The sequence below is a fragment of the Azospirillum humicireducens genome (assembly GCF_001639105.2).
GTDB classification, from domain to species: domain Bacteria; phylum Pseudomonadota; class Alphaproteobacteria; order Azospirillales; family Azospirillaceae; genus Azospirillum; species Azospirillum humicireducens.
Window position 1 is genome coordinate 214,225 of record NZ_CP028902.1, and the last position, 26,034, is coordinate 240,258.

The window sequence follows — 26,034 nt, forward strand, 5'->3', positions numbered from 1 at the left end:
GGACCGGCCCGCCCCCCGATCAGTGGACGCGGCCGGGCACAAGGCCATCGACGATGCGCACCAGGTCCACCACCGACCGCGCCTCCATCTTGCGCATGGCCTGACCGCGGTGCAGCTTCACCGTCGCCTCGCTGAGGCCGAGATCATCGGCGATCTGCTTGTTGCGCAGGCCGGACACCACCATCATCGTGATCTCGCGCTCGCGCGCCGTCAGGGTGTCGAAGCGGGCGCGCTGGCCGACGAGCCCGCGCTCCTGGTCGCGCAGCTCGCCATGCCGGGCGATGGCGGCGTGGATGGCGTCCAGCAATTCCTGGTGATGGACCGGCTTGGTCAGGAATTCGAAGGCCCCGGCCTTCATCGCGCGGACCGACATCGGCACGTCGGCATGCCCGCTGATGAAGATCACGGGCAGGCTGTTGCCGCAGCGCGCCAGTTCCGCCTGGAAATCCAGCCCGCTGCGTCCCGGCAGCCGCACGTCCAGCACCATGCAGCCGACATCGATGGCCGGGCGCTGGTCGATGTATTGCTGCACCGAACCGAAGCTCTTCACCTGCAGCCCGACGGACTCGAGCAGCCCTTCCAACGCTTCGCGGACAGCCTCGTCATCGTCGATGACCACCACGGTCACGGCCGCCGCCGCGGATTCGGCCTTGCCTCTCATCACACCCCTCCGGACGATACCGGCAACACGAATTCGAACACGCTGCCGCAAGGCGTCCCCAGTGTCGCGGTCAGCCGTCCGCCATGCAGTTCGACGATGGAGCGGCTGATCGACAGGCCCATGCCCAGCCCGTCCGGCTTGGTGGTATACAGGGCCCGAAAAATCGCATCGACATCGGACCCGGCGAGTCCCGGTCCGCTATCCTCCACCCGGACACGGAGCCAACCCTCTTCCCCGGCGGTGACGATGCGCAGGCGCCGCTCCGGCAGGTCGGGAGCCGCCATCGCCTCGACCGCGTTCATCACCAGATTGAGGATGAGCTGCTGCAACTGTACCCGGTCGCCATGGACCCAGGGGGAAGCGGCCTGAAGATCGGTTTCCACCATGATGCGGGCACGGCGCATCTCCGCCCGCACCAGAGCAAGCGTGTCGGCGATCAGCGCGCTCATGTCGACCCACCCCGGATCGGCCGGAGTCCGTCGCGCCAGCGCATGGATGCTGCGCACCACGTCGCCGGCCCGCTGGGCGTCGCGCACGATCCGTTCCACCACGACGCGCGTCTTGCCGAGGTCCGGATTCGGCTGCGACAGGTGCTGGAGACAGGTGCCGGCATTGGTGATGATGGCCATCAGAGGCTGGTTGACCTCATGCGCGACGGCGGCGGCCAGTTCTCCCATCACGGTGAGGCGCCCGATATGGGCAAGGTCGGCCTGAGCCTTGCGCAGGGCCTCGGCGATCTGGCGGCGCTGGGTCAGATCGCTGAACACCAGAATGGAGCCGACCAATTCCCCGCGGTCGTCGATGATGGCCGAACAGCGCTCCTCCACCACGATCCCAGCGTCAGCGGGCTTGCCGCGCGGCCGCAGCCGCGACAGACGTTCCGGCGGGGCGAAGGCGCCGCTGCGCAGGACGAGGGCGGAGAAATCCTCCAGCGGCTCGTGAGTCTCCTCGTCCACCGCGGCGAAGACGGAGCCGAGCGGTCGCCCGGCCGCCTCCGCCGCCGTCCAGCCGGTCATCGTCTCCGCCACCCGGTTCATGAAATCGACACGGCCCTGGGGATCGCACAGGATGACGCCGTCGCGGATGCTGGCGAGCGTCGCCGCATAGCGCCGCTCGCTCATCCGCAGCCGGGTGTCGCTGGCATGCTTGTAAAGCGCCATCTGGATGACGGTGCGCATCTGCGGCTCTTCGAAGGGCTTCAGCAGATAGCCGAAGGGCTCCGTCAGGCTGGCGCGCTGCACCACCTCGTCATTGGCGTATGCGGTGAGGAAGACGACGGGGATCCCCTGGGAGTCGCGGATCAGGCGCGCTGCCTCGATTCCGTCCATCTCCCCTTCCAGCCGGATATCCATCAAAACCAGATCGGGCCGATGGCTTCCGGCCAGCCGCACCGCCTCCTCGCCGCTGGCCGACATACCGACGACGACATGCCCCATCCGGGATAGTTGATGCTGAATATCGCGGGCGACGATACGGTCGTCTTCGACGATCAGGATCCGTGCCGCGATCATTCACTTCCCCGAATGCGCCCCTTCAAAGGAAAGGTGACGATGAATTCCGTCCCGGCGCTGGAACTGTATTTCAAATGTCCGTGCAACTGACTGGTCAGGTCGGCGATCAGCTGAAAGCCCACCGTGTCCAGTCTATCGGGATCGTATCCGCCCGGCAAGCCCACGCCGTTATCACGAACGGATAGCCGGCAATCCCGCCCGTCCGCCGCCAACCCCACGCCCAGCACCCCGCCGCGCCCGCCCGGAAAGGCATGTTTCAGTGCATTGGATACCAGCTCGTTGACGATCAGGCCGCAGGGCACCGCCCGGTCGAGGTCGAGTTTCAGGTCGTCCATGTCGGTGTCCAACCGGACTGCGCCGGACTGCCGGGAATAGGCGCGCAACAGGTGGGCGCACACCGAGCCCAGATGCTCGCGCATCGGCACGCGGGCGAAGTTGCCGAGCCGGTAGAGGTTCTCGTGCACCAGCGCCATCGACCGCACCCGGTCGCGGCTGTCGGCGAACAGGGCGGCGACCGCCTCGTCCTCGATGCGGCGGGCCTGGAGGTTGAGGAGGCTGGTGACCAGTTGCAGGTTGTTCTTCACCCGGTGGTGGATTTCCTTGAGAAGCGCCTCTTTCTCCTCCAACGTCGCGGTCTCCAGCGACGCCGCCGCCTGGGCGCCGAGCAGCGTCAGGATGCCGACCCGCTGCGGCGTGAAGGCGTGGGTCGCCAGCGCATTCTCAAGATGCAGAAGCCCGACGACGCGGCGGCGGCGGACCAGCGGCATGCACAGGATGGAGCGCGCCTCCGTCTCGCGCAGATAGGGATCGGCGGAAAAGGGGCCGGGGGCACGGGTATCGTCGACGATCACCGCCTCCTGGTCGCGGATCGCGCCATGGACGACGGCATGGGGCAGCGGGATGCGGTCGGCATCCTCCTGCACCAGCCGGACCGACACGCCGTAGAGCCCGGTCGTCGCCTCCGCTTCGACCCGCAGCCGTTCGCCGCGGGCGAGGATCAGCATGCCGCGGCTGGCGCCGGCATGTTCCAGCACCAGGGTCAGCAGCGTGGTGGTGAGTTGCTCCACGCTCGCCTGGTCGGAGACCGTGCGCAGCGTGCCGAGAAGGGCCGCCAGATCGATGCCGTCGAAGCCACGCGGCGCCTCCGGCACGACCGGCTCCGCTGCATCCAGGCCGAGGGAGGGATGGCGCCGGGCGAGCTGCGCGACCTTGGCGGTGGCCCCCCAGCGGGCATAGCAGCCGGCAGCGTCGCGGATGCAGGCGAGCTCCAGCGTCGGCACGCCCAGCCGGCGATAGAGGCTGGCGGCGCATTCATGGGCCAGCGCCTCGACATGCGGCAGAACGGTGCGCCGGGCCGCCTGAACCGCGCGGTCGTAGCCGCGCATGGCATCCTCCGTCCGTCCCTGAGTCCGGGCCGCCTCCGCCTCGGCCAGGGCGAAGCGGGCATCGAAGCCGTCGGGGCTGTGGCCCGCCCAGTCACGCAGCTGGCCGAGATGGCGGGCAAGTGCCTCGGCATGGCGGACGCTGTGGTCGGGCCGGCCATCGTCCATCGCCCCGGCCCGCGCCAGGGCGGCGTGGAAATGGAACTCCGCCATCTCCCAATGGCCGGAGGTGGTCCACAGCAGCCCCTCCGCCCGCTCCGCCGCCTCGACCGCCGCCGCCATCTCGCCGGCGATGCAGCGGAGCTGGAGGGTGCGGATCCAGTGCCAGCAGGTGGCGATGTCCAGGCTGGGATTGGCCAGCAGCCGCGCCTCGAAGGCGGCATTGTCGAAGCCCTGCCCATCGAAGCAGCCGATGGCGTCGGTCTGCCCGCGCAGGGCGCGCAGCAGCTGCAACTGGGTCGTCAGGATGTCGGCGCACAGCCCGAACTTCACCTGCCGGACATAGGCCAGCCGCGCCTCCGCCGTGCGCTGCACCGTCGCCAGCGCATCGCCCGAGGCCAGCATGCTGGTGACGAGCGTGACGCTGGTGAAGCCGACATAGGTGACGTCGCCGGCCTCCCGCGCCTCCTCGAAGGCGCGCAGCAGCAGGGCGCGTTCGCTGCGGATGTCGCGGGTCCAGGGGACGACGTGATAGGCGAAGGTCATCAGCACCCGCGCCCGGTAGCGCGTCGGCCCCTGCCGCTCCGCCAGATCGTGGCCGAGCCTGCCGAACTCGTAGCCGGCGGGATAGTCGCCGAAATAGGGGCCGGCCATCATGCCGAGATAGGCGAAGCCCAGGGCGGACGCGTCGCTGCGCCCGTTCCGCAGGGTCAGGGTCGCCATCCGGCACAGGATCAGACAGACGAGGTTGCGGTCGCTGAAGAAGGCCGGCGGCAATGCCGCGGCCAGCACGTCCAGCGTCGCCCGGCTGTCTGGGTCGGCGACGGCGGACATCGATGCCAGCGACGCGATGGGCCGGTCGCCGATGGCCGCCCGCAGCCGCCCATACTCCTCATGCGCCATTGCCGCCGGCGGATGGGCCGCCCAATCGACGCCGACGCCGCGCAGATAGGCGAGACAGGCATCGATGGCGCGGTCGCTGCGGTCGATGGCGGTGTAGACGGTGACGAGCAGTGCGGTGATGGCGGCGCGGTCCGCCGGGCATTCGGCCCGTCCGGCGAGGCCGAGCAGGCGCCGCTCCGCCTGCTGCAGGTCGCCGCAGAGAAACTCGCATTCGGCCTGGAGATGCTCCAGCGCGAAGGCCAGCCGGTGCCGCCGCTCGATCCCGCCGCCTTCCAGCAGACGCAGGCCGCCCAGCGCGTAGGCCAGCGCCGAGCCATGGGCGCTGGCGGCCTTGGCCTGATGGCCGGCCGCAAGATGGAGCGTTGCCACCTCCGCCCGCTCCCGCCCGTCCTGGATCAGGGGAAGGCAGCGGTCATATTGGCCGACCAGCGCGAACAGCCGCTCCCCCGTCAGGTCGGCCTTGAGGCGCCGGTGCAGGGCGCGGGCGATGTCGAGGTGGAACACCCCGCGCGATTCCGCCGGCACCAGGGCATAGGCCCCTTCCTGCACGCGGTCGTGGAGGAAGCGGAAACCGTCCTCGCTGCGCAGGATCAGCCCCTCGGCCAGTGCCGGCTCCAGATGGCGCTCCGCCTCCTCCTCCGTCAGGCCGGCGGCGAAGGCCAGGGTGGACAGCCGGACGGTGGCACCGAGCGCGGCATGACGCGACAGCAGGTCGCGCGTCCGCACCGGGAAGCGGCCCAGCCGCTCCGTCATCAGCGTGGCGATGCCGGCGCCTGACGGCGCCTGCTCCACCGCCGCCAAGTCCCAGTCCCAGCATCTGGCGTCACGGTCGAACCACAGGCGGCCGGAGCGTTCCAGCGCGGTCAGCAGCTGCACTGCAAAGAACGCGTTGCCGCCGGTTCGCTCCTGCAGCAGGGCGGCGAACGCCGCCACCTCCTCCGGCTTGCGGTCCAGGCTGTCGGCAATCATGCGGCGCAGATCGTCCGGGGACAGCGGTTCCAGCGCGATCTCCTCGCAGTCGATCGCTTCGCCGGCAGCACCGTCGTGCGCGGCCCGGATGTGGCCCATCAACGCCTCCAGCGGATGGCCGGCACCGACCTCGTCGCTGCGATAGGCGCCGACCACCAGCAGATGACCGATGCCGCCGTCGGCGACCAGCCGGTCCAGCAGATCCAGCGTCGCGCGATCCAGCCATTGCAAATCGTCCAGAAACAGGACCAGCGGGTGGTCGGGACGGGCGAAGCTCTGCAGAACGCGCCGGAACAGCAGGTCGAAACGGTTCTGCGCCTCGCGCGGCGGCAGGGATGGAACGGCGGGCTGTTCGCCGATCAGCAGAGCCAGATTCGGGATCAGCGCGGTCATGAGTGCGCCGCAGTCGCCCACCGCCTCCGCCAGCGAGCGGCGCCACTGGTCTCGATGGAGGACCGGCAGGGCCAGGACGCGGGTGATCAGCCCGCGGAAGGCCTCCGCCAGACTGGCATAGGGCAGATCGCGCTTGCCCTGGTCGAACTTGCCGGCGGCGAACAGGCCGGACGGCGGCACCAGCTGGTCCTCCAGCGACCGGACGACCGCCGATTTGCCGACACCGGACCGGCCGGCGATCAGGACGATGCCCATCCGGCCGCGGGCGGCGACCCGATCGAAGGCGGCCCGAAGGACGGCGACCGGCTCGTCCCGCCCATAGAGGGCCGGCGGCATGACCAACCCCTCCGGCATGTCGCGCCGGCCGACCGGAAAAGCGGGGATGCGGCCTTCGACGTCCCAGGACCGGAGAGCCTGGGTGAGGTCGCGCGCGAGGCCGTCGGCGGTCTGGTACCGCTCCTCCGCCGTCTTGGCCAGCAGGCGCAGCAGGATGTCGGCGATGGCCGCCGGCAGGTCGGGCCCATGGTGGGCCGGCGGGATCGGCGCGCGCGCGAGATGGCTGTGTACCCACTCCATCGCGTCGCGCGCGGCGAAGGGCAGCTGGCCGGTGAACAGCTCGTACAGCGTGACGCCCAGGGCATAGAGGTCGCTGCGGCGGTCGACCGGACGGCTCATCCGCCCCGACTGTTCCGGCGCCATGTAGGGCAGCAGCGCGTCCGGTCGCCCGGCAGACGTATCGAGGGGACGAACCGGCAAGGGGCTGGCCCGGCCGAAGCCGGTCAGGCGCACCGATCCGTCATCGCCGACCAGCAGGTTGAAGGGCCGCAGGTCGCCATGCAGCAGGCCGCGGCGATGAAGCTGCGCCACTGCGCCGGCGATGCGGATCGCCAGCAGGAGCCGCTGGCGGAACGGCATCGCCCGCACCGGCAGCGCCGAAAGCGGTTGCCCGCCCGGATCGGCGAGGGTCAGCACCGGAACCATGCCATGCTGCAGCAGGTCGAGCGGCTTGACCGCCCAGGCCGGGTCCAGCCGGCGGGCCAGGTCATGCTCCCGCCGCAGCCGGTCGAGCGCAGCGTCGGATCGACCGCCCGGATCCTTCGTAAGCGTCAGCGCCATCCGGACCAGGATCGGAAAGGGCTGGCCCGGCCGCATCACCCGCAGCAGCCGGCTTTCCCCATCGCTGCCCAGGATATGGCCGCCGGAACCGGTCGCCGTCAGCTGATCGAAACTGAGATCCATGGAACGGCCTCTCCCGCGCTTTCACGCCCATGGTAGCGGCATTTCGCCACGGATGGTGACTCCGCTGCCGGCCGCCGGGGAGTCCCATCGGCCGGCGATGGCGGCTCTCCTGCCTTTACCCCGCCGCGATGGCGCTGTTGAGGGATGCGATCAGAACATGGTCGTCGACCGGCTTGCCGAGCACGTCGCGGGCGCCGCCGCCCAGCGCCCGCATCCGTGTGTTGTCGTCGGCATAGGAGGTCATGAAGAGGATCGGCGGATGCCCGCCGCCGTCGGCGTTCAGCCGCTCCTGCAGGTCCAACCCCGACAGGCCGGGCATGCGCACATCCAGGATGATGCAGGCGATGTCCGCGCGGTCCGCATGGGCCAGGAAATCCTCGGCCGAGACGAAGGGCCGGCAGCGCAAGCCGACGGACCGCAGCAAGCCGTCCAACGCCTCGCGGATCGCCTCGTCGTCGTCGACCACCGCTATCAGGGGTGCATTGGACACGTCGTGATGCCTCGACCGAATGGAGGGCGCCGGTCCTTGGCGCCGCGCGCATCCTAGCCGGACGGGGTGGACGCGGGATACCACACCTAGGTCTAGAGGATCGCCGGGGTCGGCAAGCGTGGCGGACGAACAATGCACTGTCGCCCGGCGATCCTGGCCTCTCAACCGCGGTCGGCGCGCGACAGGGCGTCCACGAAATGGCCCATCGCCAGCTTCATGTCGTTGAAGACCGTTCCCTGGGACACGCCGAGATGGGCGGCGATCTGCGGGTAGGACATCCCCTCGACCCGGTTCAGCACCCAGACCCGGCGGGCGCGATCCGGCAGAGCTTCCATCGCACCCATGAATTGGGCCAGCCTTTCGCGGTGCAGAAGCCTGTCCTCCACCGACGGCGTGCCGCAGGCGACCTCCAGCGGATCGTCGGTGTCCGAGGCCGGCGCTTCGAACCGCTCCTGGGTGCGGCGGCGACGGATCTGGTCGAGGGCGAGGTTGTGGACGGTGCGGTGAAGGAAGGCGCCGATGTTGTCGATCGGGCCCTTCTGCACCGCGTTGCAGGCCCTGAGATAGCTTTCCTGGATCACGTCCTCCGCCGTCGGCACATCGCGAACGATGCGCAGGGCCCGGCCAAGCAGGGACTGGCGGTGATCCAGATAGATGGCGGTCAGACTTGCGGGCATGGTCGGTCTATCCGTCGCATGGGCGCTTCTCCAGGGTCGTCAGAGATTGATAATGATTCGCAGTCTCTGCTGTCAAGCCGGGCCGCAGCCCATCCGGGAGCGGACTCGCCCCGCGGCGGATTCCTCCCGCTTCTAATTGTGGGCTTCCCCCGCGTCGAACGTCTAAGATGCAGGGCCATGCTGACAGAGGACGGACGCGCGGGTGAGGCAGGACAGCTCCAACGGAGAAAAGGCGGAATCCGGCTACCGCCATGCCGATCCGGTGACCGATGCGGCGCTCGACTGGTTCGTCCGGCTGCTCGACACCCCGGCCGATCCGGCAACACTGGCCGCCTATCGGACGTGGCGGCAGAGCGATCCGCGCCATGCCCAGGCGTTCGACCGGCTGGCGGAGGTCGGCGGCATGGCGGAACTGCACAGAGCCACCCTGGCGCATCTGCCGGCGGCCCATCTGCCGGCGAACCCGCTGCCCCTGCCGAGCCGACCGGCGGGACGGCCGGGGGCACACTCGCGGCGGGCCTGGATGGGAGCGATCGCGGCCACGGGGATGCTGGCCGTGGTCGGGACGCAGCTCTATCCCGATCTGAAGACCCGCTGGAGCGCAGACCACCGCACCGCCGTCGGCGAACGGCGGGAGGTGGCGCTGCCGGACGGATCGCGCGTGATCCTGGACAGCGGCAGCGCGGTGGCGCTGGCCTTCGGCGGGGAGGAGCGCCGGGTGGCGCTGTTGCGCGGCCGGGCCTGGTTCGACGTGGTAAGGGACACCGCCCGCCCCTTCCGGGTCGTGGCAGGCTTCAGCACGGTCGAGGTGACGGGCACCGCCTTCAGCGTGCAGTCGGACGACCATGGGGATTCCGTCTTCCTTGAGCGCGGACGGGTGACCGTCAGCCGGCTGGACGATCCCGGCCGACCCGTGACGCTTTCCCCCGGCGACCGGCTGACCGCGACCGCGCGCGGCCTGACCCTGGAGCCCCGCCCCGATCCGGCCGAGGCGCTGTCCTGGCGCGACGGCCGCTATGCCTTCCACAACGAGCGCTTCGACACCGTGGTGGAGACCCTGCGGCGCTACCACGCCGCGCCGATCCTGCTGCTGAACGACCGCATCGCCATGACGCGCGTCAGCGGCAACTACCGGCTGGACGATCCGGCTGGGACACTGGCGGCGCTGGCCGAGATGGTCGGTGCCCGCATGACCAGCCTGCCTGGCGGGATCCTCGTCCTGCGCTGAGGCGGGCAGGCCCTGACAGGGCAGGCATGAGAATCGCTCGCAACTTTTTTTGTGAGGGTCCGCGATCCCGTACGTCTGGCGAACAGGGGGTTAGGCTTGTCTGCCTGCGATTGAGCCCCCCGCGCCAGCTTGAGACGGGAGTTGCAGGAAATGGTCCGCCGCACGGCATCGATAGCCAATATTGCGAATTTCAGCCGATCCCGGATCGCCGGGCATTTGTTTGCCGCATTGATGACCTCGACGGCGCTCGGCGCAACCTTGGCGGCGCTTCCCGCCGCGGCGCAGCAGACGGCGCCGGCCGATGCGCCTGCGACCTTCTCGCTGCCGGCGCAGCCGCTGCGCAGCGCGCTCGACGCCTTCAGCCGGCAGACCGGCTGGCAGATCGGCTATCCCGGTACGCTGACCGACGGCCGCACCTCCCGCCCCGTCAGCGGCTCCATGCCGCCGGCCAAGGCGCTCGAAGCCCTGCTGGCCGGCACCGGCGTCACCTATCGCCTGACCGGCCCGGCCACCGCCACGCTGGCCCCGGCCCCCGTCGCCTCGTCCGGCGACACGATGGCGCTGGGTCCGGTTTCGGTCTCCGCCGCCGCCCCGGCGCCGGGCGGCCCGGCGCAGATCGTGATCGGCAAGGAGGAGCTGGAGCGCAAGAACCCCAGCGACATCCGCGACGTCTTCGCCGGTGAGCCGGGCGTGCGCGTCGGCAGTTCGGTGCCGATGTCGCAGAAGGTCTACGTCAACGGCGTGGAGGAGACCAACCTGTCCGTCAGCATCGACGGCAGCCGGCAGAACAACAAGGTCTTCCACCACAACGGCACCACCCTGATCGACCCCGTCTTCCTGAAGACCGCCCGCGTCGATGCCGGCGTGGCGCCCGCCGATGCCGGGCCGGGGGCGCTGGCCGGCTCCATCGCCTACGAGACCAAGGATGCCCGCGACTTCCTGAGCGGCGACGGCATCGGCGCCTTCGTCAAGTCCAGCTTCGGCACCAACGGCTCCGTCTTCACCAACAGCGTCGCCGGCTACGGCCGTCACAAGGGGCTGGAGGGGCTGGGCTATTTCACCTACGGCAAGGGCGCCCGCTTCGAATCCGGCGACGGCAACAAGGTGGAAGGGACCAAGACCGACCTGAAGAGCGGGCTCGGCAAGGTCGCCTATGAGACCGACGCCGGCCACCGCTTCCAGGTCAGCTACGAGCGGGTCTATGACGACGCCCCGCGCCCGTTCCGCGCCAATGTCGGCTTCATTTCCGGCCGACCGTCCTGGGAGCCGCGGGTGCGCGACTATACGCTGGACCGCCAGAACATCGTCTTCACCTACACCGACAGCCTGCCGACCGACCTGTGGAACCCCAAGCTGGTGCTCGCCTACGGCCGCACCGACGTGGAGACCCCGATCTACACCCGTCCGGTGGGGAGCAGCACGGTCCCCGGCAGCTATCCCGGCAAGGGAGCCACCAGCTCGCTGAACGGCAAGCTGGAGAACGTCTTCAACGTCGGCATGGGCACCGTCACCGCCGGCAGCGACTTCTACGTCGACCGTGCCCATTATGAAGACCAGACGATGACGGCGCTCGAGAGGGCCCGCAACATCGGCGTCTATGGACAGGCCCGGCTGTCCCCGGTGGAACGGGTCCGCCTGTCCTTCGGCATGCGCGCCGACCGGCAATGGTTCGAAGGCACCACCGGCGAGGATTGGACGAACGGCGGCGTCAGCCACAATGTTTCGGGCGAGTTCGACATCCTGCCCGAACATCTGACCGCCAAGGCCGGCTGGTCGCGCAGCTGGGGCGGCGTCCAGCTGGCCGAGAACTTCATCATGAATCCGGTTTGGCGCTATGGCGCCGGTCCGCAGCCGGTGACCGCCCGCAACCTGACCGCCGGGCTGGTCGGCCGCTACCAGGGCTTCACCGCCGAAGGCCGCGTCTTCCGCACCGACCTGGACGACGTCCGCGCCGCGCGCTTCGCCGCCGGCAGCGGCACGCTGACCCGCGACGTGCGGTCGAAGGGCTACGAACTCGGCGTCGGCTATGCCTGGGACACCGGCTTCGTCCGCGCCAAATACGCCGACATCGACGTGACCATCGACGGGCTGCCCGCCGATTCCGACAGCGGCACCTACATCGCCACCCCGATGGGCCGCGTCTACACCATCGGCGGCGCCCACACGATCCCGAAATGGGAGCTGACCTTCGGCGCCGATGTCGAGATCGTGCTGGACTACAACAAGGTCCAGGCCGGCCAGCGCCCGCTGAAGGGGTATGAGACCGTCAACCTCTTCGTCGAGCACAAGATCCCGCAATACTCCAACCTGACCCTGCGCGCCGACGTCCGCAACCTGTTCGACGAGACCTATGCCGACCGCGCCACCTACGGGCAGGAGTTCGGCACCGTCACCCCGCTCTACCAGCCGGGCCGGACCTTCCTGCTGACCGCCTCGGCGACCTTCTGACCTCCGCACCGCAACCGGGAGCCTCCCCGCATGCCGCATTCGACCGCCCATTTCGAGACGGAGCATGGCAAACGCTACGCCAGCCAGCTCTGCCGCCACTTCGCCCACAAGATCGAAACGGTGGAGACCGAAGAGGGCGGGGAGTGCCGGTTTTCCATCGGCACCGCCCGGCTGCGGGCGGCGCCCGACCGCCTGATCATCGAGGCCAGCGCCCCCACCGCGGAGGAACTGGCCGAGCTTCAGTCGGTGGTGGAGAGGCACCTGCTGCGCTTCGCCTTCCGCGAGGGCGACCGGCCGCTCGACTGGGCGGCGTGACGCCCCCGCCAGCCCACGCCTTGCCCGAAGCCCTTCAGGATCGGCAAACCATGCCTTCCACCCAACAGATCGCCGAGCACGCGACCTTCCAGAATTTCGCCAACTGCTATTGGCGGGAGATCGACGCCGGCCGGACCACCCGGCACGGCACGGAGGCCGAGCCCGGCGTCGAGTGCGTCGAATGGCTGCTGCCGTCGCAGCGGGCCGCATTGCGGGCGGAGATCGTCTCGCGCTCGCTCTGCGGCCCCTGCGGCTTCGGACGCATCTGGAAGCGCCCCCTTCCGGACGGCTCCGCCGATACCTCCTGGCAACCGACCGAGCCCTTCACCGCTCTCTGCTGTCTGGCCGGCGAGAGCTATCGCCGAATGGAGGGAAAAGGCGGCGGTGCCGACCTGCGCGGAAGCGAACTGGAACTGCTGCTGCGCGTCCTGCAAAGCTACCAGTCGGTCCAGCGCTATCTGGAGGCCGCACCGGAGCCCGCCCAGGAAGCGGACGACGAGGACGAGTTCATCGCCGCCGAACAGTCGCTGGTCTTCGGCCATTGGCTGCACCCCACGCCCAAGAGCCTCCAGGGCATGACCCCGTGGCAGCAGCCGGTCTATGCGCCGGAACTGGGCGGGCGGTTCCGGCTGCGCTGGTTCGCCGCCCCGGCGGCGCGGGTCAGCCACCGCTCCGCCGTCCGCCAGTCGGCGCCGGAAATGATCGCTGCCATTCTCGGCGGTTCCCTCTCCCGGCTCGCCCCGCGGGAGGACGAGCTGCTGATCCCGATGCACCCGCTCCAGGCCGAGGCGCTGGCGCTCGACCCGGCGGTGCAGGCGATGCTGGAACGCGGCACCCTTCGGGCGCTGGGCGACGCCGGACCGGAATTCACCGCCACCTCGTCGGTGCGGACGGTCTACAGCCCGGACAGCCCGTGGATGCTGAAATTCTCTCTGCCGGTGCGCATCACCAATTCCATCCGTGTCAACCGCCGGCACGAACTGGACGCCGGCGTCATCATGGCCAAGCTGATCGGCGCCATCGGCAGGGAGTCGGGCCGCGATATGGGCCCTCGCTTCGGCTTCGTGCTCGATCCCGCCTACATCACGCTGGAGTCTCCCGACGGTGGCGAGAGCGGGTTCGAGGTCATCCTGCGCGAGAACCCCTTCGCCGGAGGCGGTCAGCGCGGCGTCGCCACCATCGCGGCGCTGGCCGCCGATCCGCTTCCCGGCCGTCCATCCCGGCTGGAGCGGATCGTCCGCCGCGTCGCGATGGAACGGACGGGCGGCGTGGCGGAGGCGGCACGGCGCTGGTTCGACGCCTATCTCGACTGCGCGCTCGATCCCGTGCTGCGCCTGTACGACACGCATGGCGTGGCGCTGGAGGCGCACCAGCAGAACGGGCTGCTCGAACTGCGCGACGGGATGCCTGCCCGTTTCCTCTACCGCGACAACCAGGGCTTCTACCTGTCGGCCGCCTATCGCGACCGGCTGCGCCGGCTGATCCCGGAGGCCGACAACATCCGCTCCCTCTATTACGAGGAGGGGGAGATCAACCGCCGCTTCTCCTACTACGTCATCGTCAACCAGATCTTCTCGGTGATCGCCCGCATGGGCAAGGACCGGCTGGCGGCGGAGGAGGACCTGCTGCGCATCCTCCGCGCCCGGCTGGAGCGGCTGGCCCTGTCGCTGACCCAGGCCGGACGGCGCTTCGCCGAAGGGGTGCTGGACAGCCCCACCATCGGGGCCAAGCTGAACCTGACGACCCGCCTGCTGAACATCGACGAACTCCAGGCCGCCAACGAGGCCGATCTTTACGCCCAATGGCCAAACCCGCTGTGCCGGACCGGCGCCGCGGCAGCCGATCGGGGACGCCATGCCCTTTCCGCGTGACCTGCCCGGCCGCCCGGAGGAACGGGTGGTGCGCCAGCTTGCCGCCGCCCTGCTGTTCGAGGGGATCGTCGAACCGGCGGCCGTCGGGGTGGATGGTGGAGACCGCCGGCTCGTCTGGCGGTCCGGCGGGCGGGAATTCCGCTGCCTCGCCTCCGCCGGGCCGTTCGGGCGCCCGCGCCTCCGGCCGGGATCGGTCGAGATGCGGGACGAGGACGGCGCCTGGCGTGCCGCCACCCTCGACCGGATGGTCGCCGGGCTGGACGCCCCGGAACCGCACCTGTCCGGCCTGCTGGCCGAGCTGGAGCGCACGGTGTCGCTCTGCCGCTGGAACGCCGCCAACCTGCCGGCCACCCCGCGCCGCGGCCTGCCCTTTCCCGACCTGGAATGCCGGCTGGAGGAGGGGCATCCCTATCATCCCTGCTTCAAGGCGCGGCTGGGCTTCGACGAGGCCGACCATGCCGCCTTCGGGCCGGAGGTCGGTCGGCGCTTCCAGCTGGTCTGGCTGCTGGTCGCCCGCTCCTGCCTGCATCTGGCGATCCCCGGTGAGGAGGAGGAATTCTGGCAGTCGGAACTCGGCCCCGCCGCCTGGGCGGAGATCGAACGGCGCCGGGAGGAGCTGAACCTGCCCGCGACCGACTATTGCCTGCTGCCGCTGCACCCCTGGCAATGGTGGGACCTGCGCGAGGGGGAGGGAGCGCCCTGGCTGCTGCCCTGGCTGTCCGACGGCCGCGCCGTCTGGCTGGGACCGCTGGGCGACCATTACCGGGCGAGCCAGTCCGTCCGCACGGTGATGAACGCCGACGACCCGCGCAAGGCCGACGTGAAGCTGGCGCTGAACATCGTCAACACCGCCTCGCGCCGCATCATCGACCCGCATTCGGTCTGCACCGGCCCGGCCATCTCCGAATGGCTGACGGCGGTGGTGGCGGACGATGCCGATTTCCGCGACCGCTATCCGCTGACCCTGCTGCCGGAATATGCGGGGATCATCGCCGACCGCCACGGCCCGCTGGCCGGACAGATGGCGGCGCTGTGGCGGCGCAGCGTGCAGTCCACCCTGGGCGAGGGCGAGTCCGCCATCCCCTTCAACATGCTGATGGTGACGGAGGCCGACGGCTCCGCCTTCGCCGCGCCCTGGATCGAGCGGTACGGGCTGCTGCCCTGGCTGGACCGGCTGCTGGAGGTGGCGGTGCTGCCGGTCTGGCATCTGCTGGTCCGCCACGGCATCGCGGTGGAGGCGCACGGCCAGAACATGGTGCTGGTTCACCGCGACGGCTGGCCGGTGCGGCTGATCCTGCGCGATTTCCACGACAGCGTGGAGTACGCCCCCGACTTCGTGGCCGACCCCGGCCTGCTGCCCGATTTCCCCAACCTGCACCCGGCCTACCGCGACGCGCCGCCCGACCGCTATTACTGGGCCGGCGGGGTCGACGCGCTGCGCGAACTGGCGATGGACACGCTGTTCGTCTTCAATTTGACCGACGTGTCCGACCTGCTGGCCCTGAAGCACGGGCTGCCCGAGCCGGAGTTCTGGCGCCGGGTCCACGATCTGCTGGAGGCCCATGCCCGCCGCCACGGGCTGGAGGAGCGGCACCGCCGCGTCGGCCACGCCGCACCCGAGATCCTCACCGAATCCCTGCTGCGCGGAAAGCTGCTGCGCGCGCGGGAGGAGATTCACCACACCGTTCCCAACATCTTCGCGCGCTTCGCGCCTGAGGGCTCCCGATGATCCGCATCGACGACCGAACCTATTCGCAAGCCGAGGTGGAGGCGCTGACCGCCGCCCATGCCGAGCAGGCCCGCCTGTCCGACCGGCCCGGCGCCCGCTTCGCCGTCTGCTTCACCGACACCATCGACTGGCTGGCCCTGTTCTTCGCCATCCGAGCGTCGGGCGGCAGCCTGTTGCCGCTGCACCCCTCCACCCCGCTGGAGGCGGCTCGGCGGCTGGCGCGCGAGGCCGGCTGCCATGCGCTCTACCACAACAGTCTGACGGCGGAGGAGATCGCCCCCCTGCCGGCGGATCCCGGCCCAGGCCAGCTCCTGCAGATGAGTTCCGGCACCACCGGCGCGCCCAAGCGCATCGCCCGGAGCTGGTCGGAAATCGACCGCGAGATCGAGAGCTATGTCGGCTTCTTCACCGAGCCGGCCGGGATGACCCCGGTGATCGCCTGCCCGACCACCCATTCCTACGGGCTGATCTGCGGCCTGCTGGTCGGGCTGCGGCGCGGGGCGGAGCCGGTGATCCTCGACACCACCAACCCGAAATTCCTGCTGAAGGCACTGCGGCAGATCGAACGGCCGCTGCTCTACTCCTCCCCCGTCATCCTGCACACGCTGGCCCGGCTGATGCCGGAGGGCGAGCGCATCCATGCGGCGATGACCTCCGGCACACTGCTGCCGGAACCCTGGTTCGAGCGGATCCGCGGCAAGACCACCCACATGTTCCAGCAATACGGCTGCTCGGAAGCCGGCTGCATCGCGATCAACCCGGACATGGCGGGCAGCGCCGAACTGGGCCGCGTGCTGCCCCACCATCGCCTGTCAACCGGCACCGCGGACGCCCCGGCGGAAATCGTGCTGTCCGTTCCGGACGGCGAGATCCGCACCCGCGACCTGGGCTATCTGCGCGACGACGGCATGCTGATGTTCATGTCGCGGCTGGACGACACCATCAACGTCGCCGGCCTCAACGTCTATCCGCAGGAGGTGGAGGACGTGGCGATGGCGATGCCCGGCGTCACCGACGCCGTGGCCTTCCGCCGCACCGACCGCTTCGCCGGCGAACGGGTCGCCCTGCTGTTCTCCGCCGCCGCCGAGGTGACCGACAACGCGCTGCGCGACTGGTGCCGGGAGAATCTGGCCGCCCACCAGCAGCCGGGCGAACTGATCCGCGCCGACGCCCTGCCCCGCATGGCCAACGGCAAGATCAGCCGGCGCGAGGTCGCCGCCCGCTATGCGGAGGCTGCGGAATGACATCGGCCATGACCGAGCATGAGGTTGTGGAAGCGATCCACACCGTCCTGCGCGACCATCTGCAGAACCGGCATCTCGACCGCTTCGGCCCGGACGCCCGGCTGAACGAGGATCTCTACCTCGACTCCGTGCTGATGATGGAGCTGTTCCTGCAGCTGGAGCTGTCCTTCGGGCTGGAGGCGCCGGACGAGCTGATCACCTCGCGCGATCTGGCGACGGTGGCCGACGTGGCCGGCCTGTTCGCCGGCACCCGCCCGGCCGCCGCCGCGGAGGAGCTTCCCCCCGGCAGCGTCCATGGCGAGGAGTATCAGGACCTCAAGATCCACTGCTTCGTCAGCTGCGTCTGCGACGCGCTGAAGCGGGCGGGGATCGACCATCGCCCCTTCTATTTCGGGGTGTGGGACGCCGGGTTCGAGGTCGGGGCCGACCGGGTGCTGCGCTATCACGGGCCGACCGTCAGCCACGATTCCTTCCGCGACTGGTACCGCCGCCTCTACGGGGCGGAGGTGCGGCAATGGTACGACCATGGCCGGAGCAAGGAGGAGAACCTCGCCCTGCTGCTCGATCTGGTGGAGCGGCGGTCGGACAGCCTTTCGATCATGGCGATGGTCGATCTGTTCCACCTGCCGGAGCGGGAGAACAAGTTCAACCAGAACCCCTTCCCGCATTACCTGATGCTGGAGACCGGCAGCGACCCGGCGGTCTTCATGGTCCGCGACCCCGATTTCCGTTGGGAAGGCGAGATCGCGCGGGAGCGGATCGCCACCGCCTTCCTCCAGCCCAGCGTCGCCGGCGGCTATCTGTTCGACCGCCGCGACCTGCGCCCCGCCCGGCCCGCCGACATCGCCGCCTATTTCGAAGCCTGCTTCGTACCCGACGCCAACCCGCTGACCGCCGCGGTGCGCGGCATCCTGACGGCGCATCTGGACGGAACCGACGGGCTGTCGCCGGCCGGCCTTTCGCATGCGCTGCGCGAACTGCCGGTGTTCGCCATCCGCAAATACGCCTACGAGCACGGCTTCGCCTTCTTCTGGCGGGCGCTGCGTCTGCCCGACGAGAGCTTCCTCGCCCGCTGCGACGAGATCGAGGAGCTGTTCCAGGGTTTCAAGTCCTTGCAATACGCGATCCTCCGCCTCGCCCAGACCGGCGACACGGCGCTCGCCCCCGACCTGTTCGCGCGGCTCGACCTGCTGGACCGGCAGGAGACCGCCTTGAAGGGTGAGCTTGCCGCCGTCTTCCGGCAATGGCGTGCCGCCGCCGTTACACCTCCCCTTTCCGCCCCCCTTTCCGCCCCCCTTTCCGCCGAGGTGGCGTGATGAGACTGTCGCTCTGCACCATCAGCTTCCGGCACCATCTGGTGTCGCTGGAGGATCTGGCCGTCTGGGCGTCCGGCAACGGCTTTCAGGGGATCGAGCTGTGGGGGGCGCACGCCCGCAACATGGCGGCGATGTCCGACCGCGGCGGCGACTGGCTGGCGCAGTTCGGCCTGTCGGTGCCGATGGTCAGCGACTATCTGCCGCTCGACGGCGACCCCGACGCGCTGGTGCGCAAGACGCTGGACCTCTGCCGGCTGGCACAGCGCTGGGGGGCCGGCAAGATCCGGACCTTCGCCGGCAGCACCGGCAGTGCCGAGACCTCGCCGGAGCGCCGGATCTTCATCGCGGAGCGGCTGCGCACGCTGTGCGGGCTGGCCGCCGACCATGGGCTGTCGCTTCTGGTGGAGACCCATCCCGGCACGCTGGCCGACACTCTGACCGCCACCCGCGCGCTGATCGCCGCGGTCGGCCACCCGGCGCTGAAGGTCAATTTCGACGTGCTGCATGTCTGGGAGGGCGGCGACGATCCGGTTGCGGCCCGCCGGGCGCTGCGTCCGCACATCGGCCATTATCACCTGAAGAACATCCGCGACCGCGATGACCTCTCGGTGTTCGAGCCGGCCAATGTCTATGCCGCGGCCGGGCGGCGCGACGGCATGGTGCCGCTGTTCGACGGGGTGGTGGACTATCGCCGCTTTCTCGCCGAACTGGCGGACGATCCGGCGGCGGAAGGCTCGCTGGAGTGGTTCGGCGACGATTGCTATGCGGTTCTGCGCGGCGATCGCGACGCCGTCGAGGCGGCCCTGGCCCCGATGGCGGACATACCGCCCCGCCGTGTCGCCGGAAGCCGGCACGGTGCGGTGTAGCGCGCCCGCGGCCCCGTGATCGCGTCGGGCGCTCGACCATAGTCCTGGGGATGGGCAGGATTCGTGACGGAAGCGGGCGAACTGCGCCCGCGCCGTCCCCGACACATCCCCGGCCCCACGCCCAGGCACGCGGCCCGATAAGTTCGTGCGCCATAAGCCTTGCCAACATGGGCGACGCCGCATGCATCGCCGTTGCGGCCGGCTCAGATCGCTCCACTTGCGCGCAAGGTATCCGACGGCTTTTCCCCGAACATCTCGCCGTAATAGGCGGAGAACCGGCCGAGATGCCAAAAGCCGTGGTCCATCGCGATCTCGGCCACCGTCGTGGTCCGAGGGTCGGCAACGCGCAATGCCCGCCGCGCCGCGTTCAGCCGGACCATCTTCAGGTAATCTTTGGGTGAAATGCCCATGACGTCGGCAAAGCTGTATTCGAGCATCCGCGTCGTCACCCCGATCGCCTGGGCGACCTGCGCCACCGACAGCCGGTCCTCGGGATGGGCCTCCACATAGTCGCGGAACCGGCGGACGAATTTCTGCCGCTGCGAATGGCCGACCGTGGAGGGACGGACAGCCTGCAGGATGCCGGCCTCGACCACCGACACGCATTGGTCCAGCAGGGGAAGGATGACGGCGCTCTGCTCCAGCAAGGCCGGCGACGCGGCGAGCAGGCATTGCAGAACGGTACGCAACTCGCCGCTGCGTGCGTAGGTGACGGCGCTGGACGGTGCCTCCGCGGCATCCGGCAGCATCACGCGGAGCTGATCGGCACGCCAGCGGTCGATGGCGAACGCCAGCACCGACATCGGTCCATTGCACAGGAATTCGGACAGGGTCCCGCCGCGCAGCAGCAGGACGTCGTTCTCGCCCACCTGACGCCCATCCAACCGGGCCGGTGCCGAGCCCGGCAGCGGGACGGCGACCACCAGCGCATCGGGCGGCGGCGCTGTGTGCTGATGCAGGCGGAGGTTGGTGTCCTCCTGGAAGACGCTGATGCCGGGGGCCGCCGCCTCCCTCAGCCGGCCAAGGAAACGTCCGGGCTGCAGTTGGCGGTAATGCTGGGTCCAGCCGGCGAGGGCCTTCTCCTGCTCCCACACATCCTCGGTCAGGTCGGTCTCCAGCCGGAGGGCCTTGGGCTCCACCATCCGCTTTTGCTCCAGGCACGGCACGTAGGTGCCGGTTCGTGTGGCTATGGCGGCATTTTCCAGGCAAGTGGCATGCCTGGACGACCATGTTCCCCGCTTTCAAGAAGATGTCAAACACAGAGAAGGATAATCTCTGGCATTTCGCAAAACGGATAGGCCTATTTTTTGAACATTCCACTGCACTTTAAAAATATTTCATGCCAATTATACGGGCAGTCTTACCAATCCACACAGAAAATACGAATAATGGTGCGGGATAATCAAAAAATTCTCCTGGTTAAAAATTTTTAACGTTGCCGTTTATTTTGAAACAGCCACCCGTGCATTTACCATCTTGAAGCCTCTGGAATGGTTTCAGGAAACAGCCACTGCCACACATCCAAAACAATATGGAATACGAACAAACCATCGTCATTACTCATAGTCATTGCGAGTAAATCCGTAACCGCCGGGACAGCAGACATAAAATTTCCATGATCTTCAATACATGACGAGCCGATCATGGGTAATTAAAAATACTCATTATAATCGATAGGTAACTGATCCCTATAATTACCCTGCACCGCCACATATTAACTCCTGTTCGACCGAATAAAACGGCGGCATCACCTGTGTTTTCGCAAATCGGATAGATCGAAGCCCTGGGCCCATTGCACGATCCCTGGCAGTCACAGCGGCGCCGATGGATGCCGGCGGGCCGGGGCGTCACCCATGGACCATCAAGAGCGGCGGGGAGGGCACGGCATGGCGGATGTGCTGATCCTGGGCGGCGGCCCGGCGGGTACGGTGCTCGCCCGGCGGCTGACGGCGCTGGGGTATGGCGTGACGCTGGTGACCTGCGCCCGCCGTGCGGCGATGGAGGGGCTGTCCCTGCGGGCCGTCGAAGGACTGCGCCGCGCCGGCTGCACGGAGGCGGTCGCAGCGGCCGGCAGGCCGGCATCGCGCCGGGTCGATTGGAACGGACGGCGCACCGCGCTGAATGGCGAACATCTGGTCGACCGCAACAGCCTCGACGCCGCGCTGCTGCGCGACGCCGCGGCCGGCGGCGCCGTCCTGACCCGCGGCACGGTGGCGGCGCTCGAACAGGGGAAGAACGGGTGGCGGGCGGTCGATGCGACCGGTGCGGTGCTGGGCTCCGGCCGCTTCCTGGTGGAGGCCCGCGGCCGCCGGGCGCCGAACGCCCCGGCGCGGGAGACGGGGCCGCGCACGCTGGCAGTCGGCCGGGTCTACCACGGTCCAGCCGGAGAGTTGGGCAGTGCCGCCCTGTCCTTTGCCGATGGCTGGGCCTGGCTTGCCGCCCTGCCCGACGGCCGGCGGGTCGTGCAACTGGTCATCGACGGCGCCGACAGCCCCGCCCGGGCCAATCTGACCGACTGGCATGAAGCGGTGGTCGCGGCGCTGCCGGAGGCGGCAGGCTGGGTCGCCGGCTGCACACCCATGGGCGAGGCAGAGGTGCGCGACGCTACGGCGGTCAGGCGCTCGCCCGGCGTTACAGCCGACCGTCTGCGGATCGGCGATGCCGCCTTCGCGGTCGATCCGCTGTCCGGTCACGGCGTCTATGCCGCGGTGGCCTGGGCCTTCGCCGCCGCTGCCGCCGTCAACACGCTGGCGACCGATCCAACCGCTTGGCCGGCGGTCGAACGCTTCGTCGAGGAGCGCTGTGCCGAGCTGTTCGCCCATGCCGCCGATGCCGGCAACCAGTTCTACCGCGCCGAGGAACGCTGGCGCGACCGCCCCTTCTGGCGCCGCCGCGCCGCATGGCCCCCCGCCCCGCTGCCGACGGCCGAGCACGGCATCCGCCGCCGCGCCGTGGTGGTGAACGACCGGATCGAGGAACGCCCGGTCCTGGTCACGCCCGCCTTGCCGCGCGGCGTGCTGGCGATCGGCGGGGTCGAGCTGTACCCGCTGCTGGAAAGCATGAATGCCGGTCCGAGCCGCGGCGGCGATCTGGCCGAGCGCTGTGGCCGCAGCCTGGTCCAGCCGCCGGGACGGGTGGCGGCCGCTCTTTCCTGGCTGGTGGAAAACGGATTCCTGCCGGGCGGACAAAGCCGCCCCGGCCCATGACGACAACGATCAAGAACGGGGGAGTACCGATGGGACAGACGCGAAGAGACGGTAGCCGCCGGCCCAACAGGCCCTTGAGCCTTCTGCTGGGTGCGGTTGCGGGCGGCGTGGTGTTCGGCGGCGCGCTGGCGACCGCGCAGACTGCACTGGCCGCCGACGGCCGCGCCCTGGTCGAGGAGCGTTGCGCCGCCTGCCACCAGAAGGAAGCCGACGGGTCGCTGCACCGGATCGACCATGTGCGCAAGACGCCTGAAGGCTGGACGATGACGCTGTTCCGCATGCGCCAGTTCCACGGCGTCACTCTGTCGGACGAGGAGCAGCGCACATTGGTCCGCTATTTCGCCGACCGCCAGGGTCTGGCGCCGGAGGAGGCGGCCCCCTACCGCTACGTCCTCGAACGCCGCCCGGCGGTGGTGGAGGAGCCGGTGACCGACGGCGACCTGTCGGTGATGTGCGCCCGCTGCCACAGCGTCGCCCGCGTCGGGCTTCAGCGCCGCGATGAGGACGAATGGCGGCGTCTGGTCAATTTCCACCTCGGCCAATGGCCGACCATCGAATACTCCGCCCAGGGCCGCGACCGCAAATGGTGGGAGATCGCCTCCACCGAAGTCCCGCAGACGCTGGGCGGCAAGTTCCCCTTCAGGACCGACGCCTGGACCAGCTGGCAGACGGCACCCAAGCCCGACCTGTCCGGACGCTGGGCGGTCGCCGGGCACCGGGCCGGGATCGGTTCCTATGGCGGCACCGCGACCGTAACCAAGGATGGAGACGGCTATCGCATCGCCTACGACCTGACCGACGCCACCGGCAAGCCGCTGACCGGCGAAGGCAAATCGACGGTGTTCACAGGCTATGAATGGCGCGGCACCGGCACGCTGGACGGCAAGCCGGTGCGCGAGGTGCTCGCCGCGTCGCGCGACGGCAGCCGCCTGGACGGCCGCTGGTTCCTCACCCAGCAGGACGAGGTCGGCGGCAGCCTGCATGCGGTGCGCGTCGGCGGTGCCGACAGCATGATCCTCGGCACCAGCCAGAGCTTCCTGAAGGTCGGGAGCAGCGCCCGCATCACCCTGTGGGGCAGCGGGCTGGACCGCGGCGAGGTCGGCTTCGGCCCAGGCGTTTCGGCGAAGATCCTGTCACGCGGCCCGACCTCCCTGACCGTGGAAGCGACGGCCGCCGCGGATGCCGCCCCCGGTGCGCGCAGCCTGACGGTGGGCAGCGCCAAGGCCGGCGGCTTCGCGGTCTACGCCAAGCTCGACGGCATCCGGGTGGAACCGGAATTCACCATCGCCCGCGTCGGCGGCAATGGCGGGCCGGTGCCGCCGATGACCGCCCAGTTCGAAGCGGTCGGCTATCTGAACGGCCCGGACGGCAAACCCGGCACCGAGGACGACGTGCGCGTCGGCCCGATGCCGGCAAGCTGGACCCTTGAGCCCTTCAACGACGCCGCGGCGCAGATGGAAGACGTGAAGTTCGCCGGCGCCATGGGCGCCAACGGCCTGTTCACCCCTGCCGGTGCCGGCCCCAACCCGCAGCGACAGTTCGGCACCAACAACATCGGCGACATGAAGGTGATCGGATCGGTGGCGGATGGCACGGCGACGCTGACCGGCACCGGCCGCCTCATCAGCACGGTCCAGCGCTGGAACGACCCGCCCATCCATTGAGGAGCAGAGCCATGGCAACCCTTCATCTGGTTCGCGACGATATGCGCGACGTGACGGTCGGCGACCGGCGTGTCCTGTTCCACGTCCCCACCAGCGGCCTGTTCGAGCTGGACCGCGTCGGCGGAGCCCTGATCGACCTGTTCGCCGAGCTGGGCGAGGTCAGCGAGGAGGATGTCCGCCGCCGCTTCGACGGCGTCGCCGATCCGGCCGAGGTGATCGACAGCCTGCGCGAGCTGATCACGCTGCGCGTCGTCGAAAGCGGCCCGGCCGTCAAGCGGACGAAGCCGCCGGTGACCATCAGCGAATTTCCGCTTAGCACCGTCGTGCTGAACGTCAACACCGGCTGCAATCTCAGCTGCACCTACTGCTACAAGGAGGATCTGACCACCCCCGCCAAGGGCGAGCGGATGGAGTTCGACACCGCCGCCCGCAGCGTCGACCTGCTGCTGCAGGAGGCCAAGGGCCGCGACAGCGTCAACGTCGTCTTCTTCGGCGGGGAACCGCTGACCAACCTGCCGCTGATCCGTCAGGTGGTGGCCTATGCAGAGCAGCGCGGCCGCGAAGCCGGGATCCGCACGGACTTCTCGCTGACCACCAACGGCGTGCTGCTGACCGAAGAGATCGTCGACTGGCTCGACGCCCACCGCTTCGGCATCACCATCAGCATGGACGGGCCGAAGCCGCTGCACGACCGCAACCGCCGCACCGTCGGCGGCAAGGGCTCCTACGACGTCGTGGCGGCGAAGGCGCGGATGCTGCTGTCCCGCTACCGTTCCCGCCCGGTGGGGGCGCGGGTGACGCTGACCGCCGGCGTCACCGACGTGGTGGCGATCCACGACCATCTGAAGTCCGATCTGGGCTTCTTCGAGGTCGGATTCTCCCCCGTCACCTCCGGTGCGATGTCGGCCTTCAACCTGACCGGCGACGAGCTGGCGACCGTCTTCGACAACATGAAGACGCTTGGACTGGCCTATGTCGAGGCGGCGAAGCGCGGCGTCAACACCGGCTTTTCCAACATGCACCAGCTGATGACCGATCTGACGGAGGGAACGACCAAGTCGCTGCCCTGCGGCGCCGGGCTCGGCATGCTGGCGGTGGACAAGGAGGGCGACCTGCATCTCTGCCACCGCTTCACCGGATCGTCGCAGCCGACCTACGGCAATGTCGATCACGGCATCGCCAAGGACAGCCTGGGCAGCTTCCTGGAAGGGATGGCGAACCGGACCGGCACCGATTGCGAGACCTGCTGGATCCGCAAGCTGTGCGCCGGCGGCTGCTATCACGAATCCTATGCCCGCTACGCCGATCCGGCGCACCCGACCTATCACTACTGCAACCTGATGCGCGACTGGATCGACTTCGGCATCCGCGCCTATGCCGAGATCATGGTCGCCAACCCGCAATTCATCGAACGCCACGTCGCGCCGCGCAGGGGGATGAAATGAAGCATCTGACGCCCATCAACAAGAAGGCCCGGCTGGTCGATCAGGCTGTCGAGGACGGCCATTTGGACGAGGTGGTGGCGATGCAGGTGGTGGTCGGCTGTGCCGCCACCATGGATCCCGGCTGGGAGGTCGATCCCTTCGGCAGCGTCGCCGCGCTGTGCGCGCCGATGGAGGCGGATCTCTACGGCTGCTCCGACCCCTGCTGGTGGCCGGCGCAGGTGCCCGACACCATCAACAGCTACCCGGACTGGAACGCCAAGGCGGCCTCGGCCCAGAACGACTGGCGCGCGCTCCAGTCGGTGTTCCCGAAGGACTGAC

The 26,034-nt window shown here is 69.2% G+C and carries 18 protein-coding genes; 12 read left to right on the plus strand and 6 right to left on the minus strand.

The annotated features are described in order from the left end of the window. Positions 1 to 19: 19 nt before the first annotated feature. From A6A40_RS15595 to A6A40_RS15615, 5 genes are all read right to left on the minus strand, one after another. Positions 20 to 661: a response regulator transcription factor gene (locus tag A6A40_RS15595; RefSeq protein WP_108546846.1), complete on the minus strand. Its 642-nt coding sequence runs from the start codon at positions 659 to 661 to the stop codon at positions 20 to 22. After that, on the minus strand, positions 661 to 2,172 hold the full coding sequence (locus A6A40_RS15600) for an ATP-binding response regulator (protein ID WP_108546847.1): 1,512 nt from the start codon (positions 2,170 to 2,172) through the stop codon (positions 661 to 663). Before A6A40_RS15600 ends, A6A40_RS15595 begins: the two co-directional genes overlap by 1 nt. Then, positions 2,169 to 7,217 carry an AAA family ATPase gene (locus A6A40_RS15605; protein WP_108546848.1) on the minus strand — a complete coding sequence of 1,683 codons (5,049 nt, stop codon included), beginning with the start codon at positions 7,215 to 7,217 and terminating at the stop codon, positions 2,169 to 2,171. The genes A6A40_RS15600 and A6A40_RS15605 overlap by 4 nt, the downstream gene beginning before the upstream one ends. A 115-nt stretch (positions 7,218 to 7,332) precedes the next feature. Then, a complete protein-coding gene (locus tag A6A40_RS15610) occupies positions 7,333 to 7,707 on the minus strand; it encodes a response regulator transcription factor (protein ID WP_162363820.1) in 375 nt (124 codons plus the stop codon). Positions 7,708 to 7,868: 161 nt separating this feature from the next. Then, positions 7,869 to 8,384, minus strand: coding sequence for an RNA polymerase sigma factor (locus tag A6A40_RS15615; protein WP_108546850.1), 516 nt, complete (start codon positions 8,382 to 8,384; stop codon positions 7,869 to 7,871). Between the two features lie 202 nt (positions 8,385 to 8,586). Between A6A40_RS15615 and A6A40_RS15620 the strand changes: the two genes are divergently transcribed. From A6A40_RS15620 to A6A40_RS15655, 8 genes are all read left to right on the plus strand, one after another. After that, on the plus strand, positions 8,587 to 9,612 hold the full coding sequence (locus A6A40_RS15620; protein WP_108546851.1) for a FecR family protein: 1,026 nt from the start codon (positions 8,587 to 8,589) through the stop codon (positions 9,610 to 9,612). Positions 9,613 to 9,843: 231 nt separating this feature from the next. Then, positions 9,844 to 12,060: a TonB-dependent receptor gene (locus A6A40_RS15625; protein ID WP_108546852.1), complete on the plus strand. Its 2,217-nt coding sequence runs from the start codon at positions 9,844 to 9,846 to the stop codon at positions 12,058 to 12,060. A 30-nt stretch (positions 12,061 to 12,090) separates the two neighbouring features. Further along, positions 12,091 to 12,375: a DUF2218 domain-containing protein gene (locus A6A40_RS15630; protein ID WP_108546853.1), complete on the plus strand. Its 285-nt coding sequence runs from the start codon at positions 12,091 to 12,093 to the stop codon at positions 12,373 to 12,375. A gap of 50 nt (positions 12,376 to 12,425) precedes the next feature. Then, on the plus strand, positions 12,426 to 14,246 hold the full coding sequence (locus tag A6A40_RS15635; RefSeq protein ID WP_108546854.1) for an IucA/IucC family protein: 1,821 nt from the start codon (positions 12,426 to 12,428) through the stop codon (positions 14,244 to 14,246). Beyond that, positions 14,230 to 15,975: an IucA/IucC family protein gene (locus A6A40_RS15640; RefSeq protein ID WP_167562479.1), complete on the plus strand. Its 1,746-nt coding sequence runs from the start codon at positions 14,230 to 14,232 to the stop codon at positions 15,973 to 15,975. Before A6A40_RS15635 ends, A6A40_RS15640 begins: the two co-directional genes overlap by 17 nt. Continuing rightward, positions 15,972 to 17,219: an AMP-binding protein gene (locus A6A40_RS15645; protein WP_108546855.1), complete on the plus strand. Its 1,248-nt coding sequence runs from the start codon at positions 15,972 to 15,974 to the stop codon at positions 17,217 to 17,219. Before A6A40_RS15640 ends, A6A40_RS15645 begins: the two co-directional genes overlap by 4 nt. Beyond that, positions 17,216 to 18,535, plus strand: coding sequence for a DUF6005 family protein (locus A6A40_RS15650; protein WP_236783820.1), 1,320 nt, complete (start codon positions 17,216 to 17,218; stop codon positions 18,533 to 18,535). Before A6A40_RS15645 ends, A6A40_RS15650 begins: the two co-directional genes overlap by 4 nt. Next, complete coding sequence (locus A6A40_RS15655) at positions 18,535 to 19,401, plus strand: sugar phosphate isomerase/epimerase family protein (RefSeq protein ID WP_108546856.1); 867 nt, start codon at positions 18,535 to 18,537, stop codon at positions 19,399 to 19,401. The genes A6A40_RS15650 and A6A40_RS15655 overlap by 1 nt, the downstream gene beginning before the upstream one ends. A 203-nt stretch (positions 19,402 to 19,604) precedes the next feature. Here A6A40_RS15655 and A6A40_RS15660 read toward each other — a convergent pair whose 3' ends face one another. Further along, the gene (locus tag A6A40_RS15660; protein WP_108546857.1) at positions 19,605 to 20,543 is read right to left on the minus strand and encodes a helix-turn-helix domain-containing protein; all 939 of its coding nucleotides are present in this window, start codon (positions 20,541 to 20,543) and stop codon (positions 19,605 to 19,607) included. A 744-nt stretch (positions 20,544 to 21,287) separates the two neighbouring features. Between A6A40_RS15660 and qhpG the strand changes: the two genes are divergently transcribed. The 4 genes from qhpG to qhpC all read left to right on the plus strand — a co-directional run bounded on the left by qhpG (position 21,288) and on the right by qhpC (position 26,033). Then, a complete protein-coding gene (qhpG, locus tag A6A40_RS15665; RefSeq protein ID WP_158279293.1) occupies positions 21,288 to 22,607 on the plus strand; it encodes a flavin-dependent monooxygenase QhpG in 1,320 nt (439 codons plus the stop codon). Positions 22,608 to 22,681: 74 nt separating this feature from the next. Continuing rightward, positions 22,682 to 24,271: a quinohemoprotein amine dehydrogenase subunit alpha gene (peaA, locus tag A6A40_RS15670; RefSeq protein ID WP_158279294.1), complete on the plus strand. Its 1,590-nt coding sequence runs from the start codon at positions 22,682 to 22,684 to the stop codon at positions 24,269 to 24,271. Between the two features lie 11 nt (positions 24,272 to 24,282). Then, positions 24,283 to 25,716 carry a quinohemoprotein amine dehydrogenase maturation protein gene (gene peaB, locus A6A40_RS15675; protein ID WP_108546860.1) on the plus strand — a complete coding sequence of 478 codons (1,434 nt, stop codon included), beginning with the start codon at positions 24,283 to 24,285 and terminating at the stop codon, positions 25,714 to 25,716. Continuing rightward, on the plus strand, positions 25,713 to 26,033 hold the full coding sequence (gene qhpC / locus A6A40_RS15680) for a quinohemoprotein amine dehydrogenase subunit gamma (RefSeq protein ID WP_108546861.1): 321 nt from the start codon (positions 25,713 to 25,715) through the stop codon (positions 26,031 to 26,033). The genes peaB and qhpC overlap by 4 nt, the downstream gene beginning before the upstream one ends. The last annotated feature ends 1 nt before the right edge of the window (position 26,034 follow it).

Coding starts and splice junctions, on each gene's coding strand:
- A6A40_RS15600 (WP_108546847.1), bottom strand. CDS start 2,172: ATGATCGCGGCACGGATCCTGATCGTCGAAGACGACCGTATCGTCGCC.
- A6A40_RS15595 (WP_108546846.1), bottom strand. CDS start 661: ATGAGAGGCAAGGCCGAATCCGCGGCGGCGGCCGTGACCGTGGTGGTC.
- A6A40_RS15640 (WP_167562479.1), top strand. CDS start 14,230: ATGCCCTTTCCGCGTGACCTGCCCGGCCGCCCGGAGGAACGGGTGGTG.
- qhpG (WP_158279293.1), top strand. CDS start 21,288: ATGGCGGATGTGCTGATCCTGGGCGGCGGCCCGGCGGGTACGGTGCTC.
- qhpC (WP_108546861.1), top strand. CDS start 25,713: ATGAAGCATCTGACGCCCATCAACAAGAAGGCCCGGCTGGTCGATCAG.
- A6A40_RS15635 (WP_108546854.1), top strand. CDS start 12,426: ATGCCTTCCACCCAACAGATCGCCGAGCACGCGACCTTCCAGAATTTC.
- A6A40_RS15650 (WP_236783820.1), top strand. CDS start 17,216: ATGACATCGGCCATGACCGAGCATGAGGTTGTGGAAGCGATCCACACC.
- A6A40_RS15660 (WP_108546857.1), bottom strand. CDS start 20,543: ATGGTGGAGCCCAAGGCCCTCCGGCTGGAGACCGACCTGACCGAGGAT.
- peaB (WP_108546860.1), top strand. CDS start 24,283: ATGGCAACCCTTCATCTGGTTCGCGACGATATGCGCGACGTGACGGTC.
- A6A40_RS15605 (WP_108546848.1), bottom strand. CDS start 7,217: ATGGATCTCAGTTTCGATCAGCTGACGGCGACCGGTTCCGGCGGCCAT.
- A6A40_RS15615 (WP_108546850.1), bottom strand. CDS start 8,384: ATGCCCGCAAGTCTGACCGCCATCTATCTGGATCACCGCCAGTCCCTG.
- A6A40_RS15655 (WP_108546856.1), top strand. CDS start 18,535: ATGAGACTGTCGCTCTGCACCATCAGCTTCCGGCACCATCTGGTGTCG.
- A6A40_RS15645 (WP_108546855.1), top strand. CDS start 15,972: ATGATCCGCATCGACGACCGAACCTATTCGCAAGCCGAGGTGGAGGCG.
- A6A40_RS15625 (WP_108546852.1), top strand. CDS start 9,844: ATGACCTCGACGGCGCTCGGCGCAACCTTGGCGGCGCTTCCCGCCGCG.
- A6A40_RS15630 (WP_108546853.1), top strand. CDS start 12,091: ATGCCGCATTCGACCGCCCATTTCGAGACGGAGCATGGCAAACGCTAC.